The organism is Amycolatopsis sp. NPDC004169, assembly GCF_040610315.1.
GTDB lineage: Bacteria > Actinomycetota > Actinomycetes > Mycobacteriales > Pseudonocardiaceae > Amycolatopsis.
Window position 1 is genome coordinate 171,322 of record NZ_JBEXMD010000003.1, and the last position, 12,711, is coordinate 184,032.

The following is a 12,711-nucleotide window of genomic DNA, read 5'->3' on the forward strand; positions in this document are numbered from 1 at the left end:
GGTACCGACATTGATCCGGTCGTGTATCCGGCTACGGAGTGCTTGATCGATCCCGAGCGCTTCGCGCACGCTGCGTGACCACTCCGTCCCCTACGAAAGTCGGGTCCCGGCCGCCCCGGGGGTGCCGTCGACGGCGAACCAGCCGCGCTCGAACCGTTGCCACCGCGCCAATTCGGCCTCTGCGGCGACGCCGTCGCGCGCCACGGACCTGGCCAGCCGCTCGGCCTCCGTGCCGCCCGCGAGCCAGCAGAGGCCGGAAAGAAGGGGTCTTGCCGAAGTGCGGCCGCTGGAGACGCCCTCCAGCACCAGGACGTCCGGTACGTCCACCCGGACGAGCTCACCCGGCCGGGGCGTCCCGGTGGACCAGTCCATTCGCCGGTACGCCCCGGGAACGCCGTCAGCCAGCGGGCGCAGGACGCCGTCGACCAGCCGGGGCCACCACGAAACCGGGTCTTCCCAGGTCGCGAAGGCATCGGTGCTCACAAGGGCCGTGCGGCACCCGCGGGCGGTCAGCGCAGCGACGACCTCGGCGGCCAGGGTGGACTTCCCGGCGCCCGACGGGCCGTCGATGGCCAGCACGCGCACCCGGCCCAGCCGCGCGGGGGCGGCGAGCAGGGCCTCGATCAGCGCGTCACTTGCTGACGCGCTCGACCTCCGGGAGCCCTTTGACGTCGTCGGGAGCCGCCGTCTTCGCCTCCAGCTCGGCGATCCGGCTCGCCAGCTCCCGCCGGGTGTCTTCCAGCTCGCAGCGCAGCAGCGCGATCTCCTCGACCGACGTGCGCACCTCTTCCTCGAGGTGCCCGGTCTCGGTGGACAGGTGCAGCGACACGAGCGCCAGCACGACGCCGGCGAGGAGGAAGACGAAGTTCGACGGCGTTTCCACGCCGGTCAGGCTGGCCAGGAACTGCGCGGCCGCCGGGATCGCGGCGAGCACCACGACGCCGATGGCGACGATCAGCCACACGCCCGCGTACTTCTCCCGCAGCTTGCGCCGCCGCATCATCTCGATGACGACGAACAGCACCAAGCACGCGATGACGATGCTGAGGATGCGCCAACCCTGCATCTTCCCAAGCTCCTTACGCCGAGTCCGAGGAGTCGACCGCGGGGCGGCGGCGGACCAGCGCGAGCAGCAGCGCGAGCCCGGCGCGGCCCAGGTAGACGGCCGACTTGACGGGCGAGTGGCTGGGCGTGCCGCCCGCGCGCTCGCGCATGATGACCGGGATCTCCTTGATGGTCAGCTCGGCCCGGATGGCCATGACCAGCGATTCGACCGTGTCGCCGAGGTACTCGGCCGGGTAGTAGCCGGCGAACAGCCGGATCGCGCGCGGCCCCATCGCCTTGAAGCCCGACGTGACGTCGGTGAGCCGGGTCTTCGCCAGCCGGGAGAAGACGATCGACAGCGCGACCATGGCGTACTTGCGCGGCCCGCTGGCCTTGTAGGCGCCCTTGCCGGCGAACCGCGAGCCGATCACGATGTCGGCGTCGTCGAGGCCGCGCAGCAGCGCGTCGAGCTCGTCCGGGTCGTGCTGGCCGTCCGCGTCCACCTGCACGACGACGTCGTAACCGCGGGCGGCGGCGTAGCGGAAGCCGGTGCGCATCGCGCCGCCGACCCCGAGGTTCACCGCGAGCCGGGCCACCTCGGCGCCCGCCGCCCGGGCCAGCTTGGCGGTGTCGTCCACCGAGCCGTCGTCGACGACCAGCAGATCACCGCCCGGGAGAGCGCGCTTCACCTGTTCGATGACCGACGCGACGCTCGCCGACTCGTTGAGGGCGGGCATCACGATGAGCACACGGCGGCTGGTCACCGTGGTCGCCGGGGTCGTTGACACGCGATCACTTTAGCCTTTCACTGCCCGTCACCGGGCGCGGACCCTGGTGCCGCACCGGCCGCGACGACGTCCTGCTGCCCGGCGATCTCGTAAACGGAGGCACCGGCGTTGCGGTAGACCAGCTTGAACCCGGGCGTGGTGTCCAAGTGCTGCAGGCCGGCGTCGTTGGGCTGGTCGGGGACGGCGTTGCCCTGGCCGACGAAGGCGTAGCGGACCTTCAGCGCACGCAGGATCTGCCGGGCTTTCGGGTCGTCCTCCAGCCGGTTGGCGAACGCGCTGACGTACCCGACGTCGCTGGTGCGCGGGGCGCCGTAGTAGTTCCACTGGGTCGGGTGCACGCCCTGCAGCGCGTACATCCAGACCGACCCGTCGAGGCGGTCGTTCAGGACGCGCTCGCCGGGCACCGTGTGCTGCGCCAGCCAGGCGAACGCCGTCTCCTCGTCCGCGCTCACCGCGGGGAAGCCGCGGTAGGCGATGTTCACGTGGACGGAGTTGAGGTGCACGTACCCGCGGCTGAACCCGCCGATCACCGCCGCGAGCAGCACCACGCCGGCCAGCACGGGTGCGGCCGGGTGCAGCTTCGGCAGCCGGGGCCGGACCTTTGCCGCGAACCACGCCGTGGCGGTGTGGACGAACTCGCCGAAGCCGATCGCGCCGATCATCGGCAGCAGCGCGGCGAGCCGGTAGTTGTCGTTGTAGAACGGCCCGCTCAGCAGGTGGACCAGGCCGTTCTCCATGGACACCGTCGCCGCGTACAGGCCGCCGAGCACGACATACGCGCCGACCAGCCAGACCAGCCGCCGTCGCCGGGCCAGCAGGAAGACGCCGGCGATGGCGGGCACGCCGACCCACCACTGCGGGAAGTTCGCCATCGGCGAGAACGTGACCGCCTGCCCGACCGCGCCGGTCACGGTCGCCGCGTTCGGCCAGACCGCGGCCGTGACACCGCCGGCGTTGTAGAGCGAGGGCAGCACCTGCGGCAGGCCGAGCCCGATGGCGAGCAGCGCGGCCGCCACCAGGGACGGCCAGGCCCGCCGCCAGTCCAGGGCCTCGAACTTGAAGAGCACCGCGGCCAGGATCAGGACGCAGTAGACGGCGAGGACGAACACGACGCTCGTGTGCAGTGCCGCCAGGCCGGCGACGCCGACCCCGACGGCGAGCGGGCCGGTGGCCCCGCCCGGCTCGAGCAGCAGGCGGACCACCGCGAGCATGGCCGGGACCAGGGCGACGCCGGCCGCGTACGGCCAGACCGGGCCGTGCCAGAACAGGTCGTAGGGGAACGACGTGAAGCAGGCCGACGCCGCCGCGGCCGCGCCGGCGGTGACCGCGGGCAGCCGCCACGCCCGGCACAGCGCGGCCACGCCCAGCGGCACCGCGAAGGTGACGGCGATGGACGCGAAGTTCAGCAGCGGCATCACGGTCAGCCCGCCCTTGCCGAAGAGCAGGGCGAGCAGCGCGTGGTAGGTGTCCGGGTAGAAGTAGTGCGTCTCGTCCGGCAGGTTCGCGATGGTGCCGACGGTCGACGGGCGCGCGTCACCGCGCTCGGCGATCCAGCGGACGAGGTTCGCGTGGAACGCGGCGTCCCAGTCCTGGTTGACCGTGCCCGGCGTGGGGATGCCGCGCAGCACCGTGAGCGCGCCGACCGCCATCCCGGCGGCGACACCGAGAGCCGCGAAGGCGTGCGCCCGCCAGGACCACCGCGGGCGCTCGGCCGGCTCGGCGTCCGCGTGGCGGCGCCGGGTGAACCGGGCCACCGCCCAGGTGACCGCGAAGCCGACGGCGGACACCAGGAGCGTCCACAGTGTCACCGACAGCGCGGTCCACCGGATGCCCGTGGCACCCAGCAGCGGGATGGCGAGGGCCACGACGCCGAAGGTGAGGACCGGCCCCGCCGCGGCGAGCGTCCAGCCGCGCAGGCCGATCGCGGCGCCGAAAACAGCCCCCGGAAGCCAGAATGCGGCCAGAACGAGCAGAAAACCCATTCGCACACCCCATTTTCCGCCGTGACTGGTCCCGCAATCGCGGTGAACGCCGTTCTCCGACGGCGGCGGCCACGCTACCGTGCACGTCAGCTCGCTGGTCACCCGCATCCTGGGCGGACCGCGGCCACCCATAGACTCCGGGCGTTGGCGGCTTTGTTGATCGGAGAAAGCATGCTGTCCGAAGCTGTCCGGCTGGCTGCGGGAATCCTGGTGGTGTTGCTCCCGGGATTTTCGATCCTCCTGGTCACCGGCGTACGGGAACGGCTGTGGCTCGCGGGCCTGTCGGCGCCCTTGACGACCGGTTTCGTGCTGCTGGTGTCCCTGTTCACCGGGGTCACCGGCCTCCGCTTCGGGCTGCTGACCGCGACGGTCGCACTGGTCGTCGTCCTGGTCGTGCTCGGCGGGGTGCGGTGGCTGGTCCGCCGCCGTCGCGCGGCCACCGAGCCGGTCGAGCCCGCCGATGACCCGCGGCTGCGCACGCTGACCGGCCGCGCCGGGACGGTCGCCCAGGTGCTGGGTGCGCTCATCGCCGTCGGCGGGGTCGGCCTCGGCGTCCGCATGTGGCACAAGGGCCTCGGGTCGTGGCAGACGCCGACCCAGGAGCACGACACCGTCACGCACGCCGTGCTGACCGCCTTCACGCACTTCACCGGCAAGGCCGCGCCGTGGCAGATCCTGCCGATCGACGTCGTCCACGACACGAACGTGCAGTTCTACCCGCCGGGCTTCACCGACCTCGCCGCGCTGGTCACCGACATCTTCGGGGACACGATGCTGTCCCTGAACCTGGTGACGGTCGCGTTCACAGTGGTCGTGCTCCCGCTGTCGGTGGCCGCGCTCACCGCGGCGGTGCTGCGGCACGGCAGGCTGGGCCGCGGCTGGGTCGAGCTCGCCGCCGGCGTCGCCGCGCTGGTCTCCGTGCAGCTGTACCGCCCCGGCATCTCCTTCGCCCACGACGGCGGCGTCCTGCCGAACGCGGCCGCGATGACGATGATGCCCGGCCTGGTCGCGGTGATGCTGGTGATCGGCAGGCGAAACTGGGGCCGCGCGGTGCTGGTCGGCGTCGCCGCCGCCGGTGCGTTCAACCTGCACCCGAGCGCGCTGACCTCGGTCGCGCTGACGACGGTCGCGGCGATGATCGGCCTGCTGTTCACCAAGGCGGGCCGGCTCGCGTTCGTCCGCGCGCTGCTGCCGCTGGTGCTGGCGGGCGTCGTCGCGGTCGTCCTGATCGTCCCCGACGTGCTGGCCCTGCTGCGGCTCGGCAACGGCTCGGTGGTCGACGCGCCTGCCAACATCCGCGGCACCCAGCTGGGCGCGTCGTTCGAGCTGGTCGCCCGGCTGCCGTACGGCGGTTACTTCGACCCGAGCGGCACGATGGGCCAGCTGGTCCTCGGCCTGCTGGGCCTGGCCGGCGTGGTGGCGGTGGTGCTTTCACGCCGGGCGTGGACGCTGCTGACGGCCTGGCTGTTCTGGGCGGCGGTCATGGTGAGCTTCCACTACTCGCCCAACTCGGGCTTCGGCGCGATGATCGGCCGCTACTACTACCGCGTCGCCAACCGCCTCGACACCCACGTCTACCTGCTGATCCCGGTTTTGGCCGGCGTGCTGTTCGTGGCGATCGGCCTGTTCGTGGTCTCGGTGCGCAATCCGATTCCGGCGCGGTTCCGCCCGGCGGTGGCGTACGGGCTGATCGTGGTGCTGCTGGGTGGCCTGACGGTGACGGCGTTCCGCGGCTACATGAACACGGGGGCGCTGTCACTGAGCCAGCGCTACGCGGCCCCGCAGTTCGTCCGCTACGACGCCTCGGACGACGCGGCGGCGAAGTGGCTGCACGAGCACGCGGCCCCGGGCGAGACGATCCTCAACAACGCGAACGACGGCTCGACGTTGCTGTACGTGGACTACGACCTGCCGATCCTCAACATCGTCCCGGACGGGCACAGCCCGATCCAGGACAACATCACGCTGCTGGCGATGTTCAACTACTACCCGCAGGACGCGGAGGTCCAGAGCATCCTGCGGGCGAAGAACGTGCGCTGGGTGTACGTGGACACGTCGGCGCCGACGGTGGGTACGGACGGCCACCACTGGACGGGCAAGCTGACGTACAGCCTGGCGCCGGGGCTGAGCCGGCTGGCGGGGCTGCCGGGGCTGACGAAGGAGTTCAGCTCCGGAACGGTGAGTGTTTACCGGCTTGACCTGCCGCAGACCCCGCCGCGGGGCTGAAGCTCCCGGGGCCGGCGGCGGGGTTCGCGGAGCCCAGCTGAAGCTCCGCCGCCGCAGGTCAGGCAGCTTCCGGCCGGCTTTCACACCCGTGTCGCGGCCGCCGCGCGGCTGAGCTCCGGCCGCAGCTGGCCCCAGGCGGCCGCCGTGCGCAAGGCGCCTTTCCACAACAAGGCCGGGGTGTGGACAAGGCGGCTCAGGCAGCTTCTCGCCGGAGGTTTCAGTCGGGTGCGGCCGATAGGCTGAAGCGGGGATGGTCCCCCAGGGAGGGCGGGCCCTGCGGCGGCGTCCTGCGGCGGATCCTGCGGGAGAGCCGGAGCGACTTACGCAGCTGCCACACCGGCCCGAACGGCACGCGGGCGCCCAAACCGGCACCCCACCCAGACCTCCCCCGCCACCCCGATCCGAAGCCCGAACACGGCCGGTGGTGCCGGGTCAAGGCACGCTTTCCCGCCTTGACGCGGTACCACCGGCCGTAGTCACAATCGCGGCTTCGGGGTGGTGGGCACCGAGCAACGCGACCTCGGGTGGGTAAACCGTGGTCCGAGCTGATCAGGCCGAAGAAACCTCAGCCGGCGTCGGCCTCGACCGGCTCCGGCGCCCGCCGCAGCACGAAGGCCAGTACCACCGCCAGCCCCAGCGTCGGGGCCACCGCCAAGGCCACCACCGCGCGGAACACCGTGTCGCCCGGCAGGAACAGCAGCACCAGCGACGCCGTTCCGGTCACCACCGCCCACGTCGCCAGCACCAGCTTCGCCTGCGTCCGCGCGATCAGCACCGCTGTCAGCAGCTGCATCGGCACCAGCAGCACCGATGACCACACCAGCCCCGCCACCGACCAGCCGTCGATGTCGTACTTCGGGCCGCTCACGAACCGGACCGCCCACGGGCCCAGCCACAGCCCCACCAGCGCACCCAGCGCCGCGAGGACCAGCGAGGCCGCCGCTCCGAGGGCCAGCACCCGGCGCAACCGGTGGCGGCCCTCCGGTGTCACCGACAAGCGGACCACGAACGGGACCGCCAGTGACTGGACCGGGCCGATCAGCGTCAGCGGCAGGCGGGCGATGACCAGGGCCGCGAACAGCGAACCCACCCGGTCGCCGTCGCCGCCCGGGGCCAGGAGGCCGACCAGGGCCGGGTAGCCCGTGATGACCGCCGCCGTCAGGGCCGCTCCGACCAGGAGCATGCTCATCCTGCGGGTTGTCACGCCCCAGCCGTCGCCCTCGACGTGGAAGTCGAGCAGCTGCCGGGCCGGGCGGGCGAACAGCAGCCAGGCGAACGAGCCCGCCGCCACCGCGATCGCCAGCGAGACGACGTTGTAGGCCACCGAGACGAACAGGACACCCAGTAGCAGCGCCCGCACCGCCGGTTCGGCCACCACGAGCAGGGAAAACGCCTTCACCCGGTGCTGCCCGATGAGCAGCCCGCGCGTGCCGAACTGGCAGGCGAACGCGACGCCGCCGGCCAGCACGATCAGCGCCAGCGACCAGTCGCCGCGGAAGAGCTTTTCGTTGACCGGCGGGATCAGCAGCGCGAGCGAGAACGCGGCCGCGACGAGCACGCCGACCGCGACCGCCCGCAGCGCCGGGCGCCCCGCCTTGCCGCCGGCCAGCGCGGCGACCGCCGACTGGCGCGAGAGCTCCTGCTCCAGCGGGGACAGCGTGCTGCCGAGGCCCATCACCAGGCCCCAGAACGTGACGAAAACCGCGTACTCCTGCGGCGGCAGCAGCCGCTGGCAGGCGACCGTGAGCAGGTAGCCGAGGCCGATGGACACGATCAGCGAGCCGCCGAGGCTGCCCGCGGTCGTGCGTCCGCTGCGCGCGGCGGCCGGCGTGTCCACCTCGGTGCTCATCGGCGGCGGAGCTGCGCGCGCACGGCCATCGCCAGTCCACGCAGGACACCGGCGCCGAAGCCGCCGGCGAACACCGGCAGCAGCTTCGTCACCGCGCGCGCCTCGGGGCCGGTCGCGCCGCACTTCTTGACGACCTCGCCCGCCGCCACCGCGCCGAGGACACCGGCGGCCAGCGTCGTCTTCGGCTTCTTCGCCGCGAACACCAGGCCGACGACCCCGGCCGCGAGCGCGCCGAACAGAGCGTTGCGGGCCGGACCGGGCGAGGCGATGTAGGAGTCCACGTAGGTCGTACCGCGGAAGTACGCCTGCTGCGTGAACTTCTTGAACGAGTCGCGCCCGTTGTAGGTCGCCGACAGCTCCGGGGCCAGCCAGATCCGCTCGCGCTCGGCGATCCAGCGCAGCATGCGCGTGTCGTCGCTGGCGAAGCGGAGGTCGTCGAACAGCGACGCGAACGCCGTCACCGAGCCTTCGAGCAGGCCGCGGCGGGCGCAGAAGAACGTCGTGCCCTTCGGGTAGACGTCGAACTCCTCGATGCCGTACGACATCAGCCGCGGGTTCGCGCAGTACTTGCGCCAGGGCACCTTGACCAGGCCGGCCATGAAGCCGGCGTACGGGTTGTGCTCGGACGCGACGTTGATGTGGCCGTTCCAGACCGCGCGCTCGGGGTGCTCCACGAGCTGGTCGCGCAGGAACGTCAGGGTGTGCTCGTCGACGATGACGCGGCTGTCGAGCAGCGCGACCCACTCGCCGGAGGACTTCGCGATGCCGGCCCGCCGCGCCTCGAACCGGCCGGAGTTGGCCTGGCTCAGCACGGTGATGCCGTGGCGTTCACGCAGGTCGTCGAGCCGGGACGGCGTGGCGTCGGTGCTGCCGTCGTCGACCACGACGACCTCGATCGGCCAGCTCGCGGCCGACGCCGAAGCGAGCAGCGCGCCGACACTGCGTTCGATCCAGTCCTGCTCGTTGTAGACCGGGATCACGACGCTGAGCGAGGGGAGGAGCGGGTTCGCACTCACCGTGCCGAGGCTACCCGGCGGCCCGCGCGCCGGGTCGGCCAGTATCCTTACGCCACCGCACCCGATTCGGAAATGGGCTCCTCTGGTGATTTCCTTCATTCTCGGCACCACCGCGGAACTGATCAAGATCGCGCCCGTCTACCACGGGATCCGCGAGCGCGGGATGCGGCCGAAGATCTGGTTCACCGCCCAGCACGTCGACGAGGTCGCGGACGTCCTGGCGGACCTGAACATGCCGGAGCCCGACGTCTGGCTGGTGCCGGAGGACAAGGCCCACAACCTCGAGTCGCCCGCCCAGGTGCCCGGCTGGGCCGCGCAGGTGCTGCGGACGGCGTGGAGCCGCCGCCACGAGCTGCGCGCCGCGCTGACCGAGGACGGCCGTCCCCCGCTGGTGCTGGTGCACGGCGACACGTTCACCACGCCGTACGGCTCGCTGATCGGCAAGCGGATCCTCAAGTCCCGCGTCGGGCACGTCGAGGCGGGCGCCCGGTCGGGCAGCATCCTCTCGCCGCTGCCGGAGGAGCTGAACCGCAAGATCGCGGCGAAGATCGTCGACATCCACTTCGCGCCGAGCATCCGCGAGGTCAACAACCTGCGCAACGCCCGCGGCGTCGTCGTCGACACCGAGGCCAACACGGCGATCGACGCGATGCGGCTGGCCATCAACGGGCCGCTGGACGTGCCGAACCTGCCGGAGAAGTTCGGCCTGGCCACCCTGCACCGCTTCGAGCTGGTTTCGCGGCCGGACAAGTACCGCGAGGCCCTCGAGATCCTGCGTGAGCAGAGCCGCAAGATGCCGATCCTGTACATGGCCGGAGCGCCGGAGCGCGAGAAGATCCGCGCGCTGGGCATCGGCAACATCTTCGACGACCAGTTCATCGTCCAGCCGAAGATGCGCTACCTGAAGTTCCTGCCGCTGGTGGCGCGCGCCGAGTACGTCGTCACCGACTCGGGTGGTCTTTCCGCGGAGTGCTACTACCTCGGCCTGCCGTGCGCGGTGCACCGCGAGCGCACGGAGACGCCCCAGCACCTCGGCGAGACGGTCGTGCTCACCGAAATGCGCGGCGACAAGCTGCAGAACTTCCTCGACACGTACCAGAACCGCCGCGGCGAGTCCTGGATGGACAAGTACCACCCGTCCGAGATCGTCGTCGACACGCTGGCGCAGCTCGGCTACTGCTAGGTCCTTCGTCCGGGTGACCGCCGGTTTTCCCGGCGCTCACCCGGGCAAAGTGTCGCCATGATCCACATCGGACTGGCGGCCGCGCTGGTGGTGGTCCCGCCCATCGACCAGGGCGCTGTCCGCGACGCCGCGCTGTCGGCGGGCTTCCAGGAGGCGTACGTCGGCACGGCGGGCCCGATCGCACGCGCGATCCACGCGGCCTACGACATCCCGGCGTCGGTGACGGTGGCGCAGGCGATCCTGGAGTCGAACTGGGGCCGCAGCAAGCTGTCGACGGCCGAGCTCAACCACTTCGGCTTCAAGTGCGTGACGCCGACGAGCCCGGGCCCCATCGCGGTGCGGTGCGCGCAGTACCCGACGACGGAGTGCGTTCCGGCGCCGTGCCACCCGGTGGACGCGTATTTCCGCTCGTACGCCTCGATCGACGACTCGTTCCGCGACTACGGCCGGCTGCTGACGACGTCGCCGAACTACGCGGCGGCGCTGCCGGTGCGCTCGGACCCGGACGCGTTCATCCGGGCGGTGGCGCGCAAGTACGCCACCGACCCGGAGTACGCGAACAAGGTGATCCGGCTGATGGACCTCTACGACCTGCGCCGCTTCGACGTCCCCTAAAGCGTCCGGCGGCCCGACAGGGCGCGGCCCAGGGTCAGCTCGTCGGCGAACTCCAGGTCACCGCCCATCGGCAGGCCCGACGCCAGCCGCGTCACGCTCAGGCCCGGGAAGTCGCGCAGCATGCGGACCAGGTACGTCGCCGTCGCCTCGCCCTCCGTGTTGGGGTCCGTGGCGATGATGATCTCCTTGATGTCCGCCTCGCCGATGCGCTTGAGCAGCTCGCGCATCCGCAGCTGCTCCGGGCCGATGCCCGACAGCGGGTCGAGCGCGCCGCCCAGGACGTGGTAGCGGCCCTTGAACTCGCGCGTGCGCTCGACCGCCAGGACGTCCTTCGGCTCCTCGACCACGCAGATGACCGTGAGGTCGCGGCGCTCGTCGCGGCAGATGCGGCACTTCGGGTGCTCGGAGACGTTGCCGCAGATCTCGCAGAACTGCACGCCCTCCTTGACCTTGCCGAGCACGTCCTGCAGCCGCGCGATGTCGGCCGGGTCGGTGGCCAGCAGGTGGAACGCGATCCGCTGGGCGCTCTTCGGCCCGACCCCGGGCAGGCGCCCGAGCTCGTCGATCAGGTCTTGGACGACACCTTCGTACAAGTTCGTCAGCCGCCGAAGCCGAGGCTGCCGAGGTCCGGCATGCCGCCGCCACCGCCGAGGCCGCCGGCCAGCGGGCCGAGCTTCTGCTCGGTGAGCTTCTGCGCGCTCGCCGACGCGTCGCGGACCGCCGCGACGATCAGGTCGGACAGCGTCTCGACGTCGTCCGGGTCGACCACCTTCGGGTCGATCTGCAGGCTCTTCAGCTGGCTGTCACCGGAGACGGTCGCGGTGACCAGTCCGCCGCCGGCCGTGCCGGTGACCTCGGTGTTGGCCAGCTCTTCCTGGGCTTCGACGAGCTTCTGCTGCATCTGCTGCGCCTGCTGCATCAGCTGGGAAAGGTCGAAGCCGCCGCCGGGTTGGGCCATGATCGCACTCGGTCCTCTCTGCACGCCTGTGTCTCCACCAGGGTAGTCGCGCCACGCGAGGGGCCGGGCTGTGGCACCGTGGTCGCCGTGCGACGCGCGACTGCTCCCCTGCTGCTGGCCGGTGCCCTCCTGCTCACCGGCTGTTCCGACGACGCTCCGGCGGCTGTCCCGTCTCCTTCGCCCGTGGTCACCACGGCTGCGTCTTCGTCCTCTTCGCCGTCTTCGTCGGCTGCGCCGCCTTCGTCGTCGTCCCCTACTCCTACGCCTACGCCGGTCGCGGACGGGAAGGTGGTCGTGCTGGATCCCGGGCACAACGGCGGGAACGGCAGCCACCCGGCGGAGATCAACCGCCCGGTGCCTGCCGGGCGCGGGCAGACCAAGCCGTGCAACACGACCGGCACCGCGACCAACGCGGGGTACCCGGAGCACGCGTTCACCTTCGACGTCGCCCAGCGGGTCGGGAAAGCGTTGGCGGACAAGGGGATCCGCGTGGTGTACACGCGCCAGGACGACACCGGCGTCGGCCCGTGCGTCGACCGCCGCGCGGCGATCGGCAACGAGGCGGCCGCGGACGCGGTCGTCTCCATCCACGCCGACGGCTCGGAAGCGGCCGGGGCGAACGGGTTCCACGTCGCGTATTCGTCACCGCCGTTGAACGCGGCGCAGGGAGAGCCGTCGACGCGCCTGGCCCGGACGCTGCGCGACACGATGCGCACGGACGGCTTCAGCCCGGCGAACTACATCGGCACGAACGGCCTCTCGGCCCGGACGGACCTGGCGGGCCTCAACCTGTCGGCCCGCCCGGCGGCCCTGGTGGAGTGCGGCAACATGCGCAACGCCGCCGAAGCGGCCCGGATGACGAGCGCGGCGGGCCGCCAGCAGTTCGCCACGGCGATCGCGGCGGCGATCGAGGCCTACCTCGCCGCCTGACCGGCCGTGTCGACCCCCCGATCACGCGTGTCGGCCTTCTGATCACGCGTGTCGACCCTCCCCGCACGCCAATGGCCTGCTGCCGAGCGCCGCCTCGCGTGATTGGAGCGCCGCCTCGCG

The 12,711-nt window shown here is 71.7% G+C and carries 12 protein-coding genes; 4 read left to right on the forward strand and 8 right to left on the reverse strand.

The genetic code is table 11. The annotated features are described in order from the left end of the window. Positions 1-90 precede the first annotated feature (90 nt). From ABZX11_RS05415 to ABZX11_RS05430, 4 genes are read right to left on the reverse strand one after another with little or no spacing between them, the layout of a single operon-like run. A complete protein-coding gene (locus ABZX11_RS05415) occupies positions 91-594 on the reverse strand; it encodes a uridine kinase (RefSeq protein ID WP_354910462.1) in 504 nt (167 codons plus the stop codon). 37 nt (positions 595-631) lie between these two features. Continuing rightward, positions 632-1,066, reverse strand: a complete 435-nt coding sequence (locus tag ABZX11_RS05420; protein WP_176174240.1) for a DUF2304 domain-containing protein — start codon at positions 1,064-1,066, stop codon at positions 632-634. Between the two features lie 13 nt (positions 1,067-1,079). After that, complete coding sequence (locus ABZX11_RS05425; protein WP_303247032.1) at positions 1,080-1,793, reverse strand: glycosyltransferase family 2 protein; 714 nt, start codon at positions 1,791-1,793, stop codon at positions 1,080-1,082. A gap of 56 nt (positions 1,794-1,849) precedes the next feature. After that, on the reverse strand, positions 1,850-3,814 hold the full coding sequence (locus ABZX11_RS05430) for a DUF6541 family protein (RefSeq protein WP_354910135.1): 1,965 nt from the start codon (positions 3,812-3,814) through the stop codon (positions 1,850-1,852). A gap of 171 nt (positions 3,815-3,985) precedes the next feature. On the opposite strand from ABZX11_RS05430, the gene ABZX11_RS05435 reads away from it, so the two are divergent. Beyond that, positions 3,986-6,040, forward strand: coding sequence for a DUF6541 family protein (locus tag ABZX11_RS05435; RefSeq protein WP_354910137.1), 2,055 nt, complete (start codon positions 3,986-3,988; stop codon positions 6,038-6,040). Positions 6,041-6,605: 565 nt separating this feature from the next. On the opposite strand, the gene ABZX11_RS05440 is transcribed toward ABZX11_RS05435, so the two are convergent. Next, positions 6,606-7,889, reverse strand: a complete 1,284-nt coding sequence (locus ABZX11_RS05440; RefSeq protein WP_354910139.1) for a hypothetical protein — start codon at positions 7,887-7,889, stop codon at positions 6,606-6,608. Continuing rightward, complete coding sequence (locus ABZX11_RS05445; protein WP_354910142.1) at positions 7,886-8,905, reverse strand: glycosyltransferase family A protein; 1,020 nt, start codon at positions 8,903-8,905, stop codon at positions 7,886-7,888. The genes ABZX11_RS05440 and ABZX11_RS05445 overlap by 4 nt, the downstream gene beginning before the upstream one ends. A gap of 85 nt (positions 8,906-8,990) precedes the next feature. Here ABZX11_RS05445 and ABZX11_RS05450 point away from each other — a divergent pair, with 85 nt between their 5' ends. Further along, positions 8,991-10,088, forward strand: coding sequence for a UDP-N-acetylglucosamine 2-epimerase (locus ABZX11_RS05450; RefSeq protein ID WP_354910145.1), 1,098 nt, complete (start codon positions 8,991-8,993; stop codon positions 10,086-10,088). A 57-nt stretch (positions 10,089-10,145) separates the two neighbouring features. After that, positions 10,146-10,703: a glucosaminidase domain-containing protein gene (locus ABZX11_RS05455; RefSeq protein WP_176174234.1), complete on the forward strand. Its 558-nt coding sequence runs from the start codon at positions 10,146-10,148 to the stop codon at positions 10,701-10,703. On the opposite strand, the gene recR is transcribed toward ABZX11_RS05455, so the two are convergent. Together recR and ABZX11_RS05465 are read right to left on the reverse strand one after the other, a co-directional pair. Next, the gene (gene recR / locus ABZX11_RS05460) at positions 10,700-11,296 is read right to left on the reverse strand and encodes a recombination mediator RecR (protein WP_176174233.1); all 597 of its coding nucleotides are present in this window, start codon (positions 11,294-11,296) and stop codon (positions 10,700-10,702) included. The two genes, ABZX11_RS05455 and recR, sit on opposite strands and share 4 nt — an antisense overlap. Positions 11,297-11,301: 5 nt before the next feature. Continuing rightward, positions 11,302-11,661 (reverse strand): YbaB/EbfC family nucleoid-associated protein, encoded by a 360-nt coding sequence (locus tag ABZX11_RS05465; protein ID WP_013230627.1) that lies wholly within the window; start codon positions 11,659-11,661, stop codon positions 11,302-11,304. Between the two features lie 78 nt (positions 11,662-11,739). Here ABZX11_RS05465 and ABZX11_RS05470 point away from each other — a divergent pair, with 78 nt between their 5' ends. Next, entirely contained in the window at positions 11,740-12,591 is an 852-nt protein-coding gene (locus ABZX11_RS05470; protein WP_354910148.1) for an N-acetylmuramoyl-L-alanine amidase, read from the forward strand. Positions 12,592-12,711 lie beyond the last annotated feature (120 nt).

Bases quoted from the DNA above. Each gene is read 5' to 3' on its own strand.
- ABZX11_RS05440 (WP_354910139.1), bottom strand. From the start codon at position 7,889: ATGAGCACCGAGGTGGACACGCCGGCCGCCGCGCGCAGCGGACGCACG.
- ABZX11_RS05455 (WP_176174234.1), top strand. From the start codon at position 10,146: ATGATCCACATCGGACTGGCGGCCGCGCTGGTGGTGGTCCCGCCCATC.
- ABZX11_RS05465 (WP_013230627.1), bottom strand. From the start codon at position 11,661: ATGGCCCAACCCGGCGGCGGCTTCGACCTTTCCCAGCTGATGCAGCAG.
- ABZX11_RS05420 (WP_176174240.1), bottom strand. From the start codon at position 1,066: ATGCAGGGTTGGCGCATCCTCAGCATCGTCATCGCGTGCTTGGTGCTG.
- ABZX11_RS05435 (WP_354910137.1), top strand. From the start codon at position 3,986: ATGCTGTCCGAAGCTGTCCGGCTGGCTGCGGGAATCCTGGTGGTGTTG.
- ABZX11_RS05430 (WP_354910135.1), bottom strand. From the start codon at position 3,814: ATGGGTTTTCTGCTCGTTCTGGCCGCATTCTGGCTTCCGGGGGCTGTT.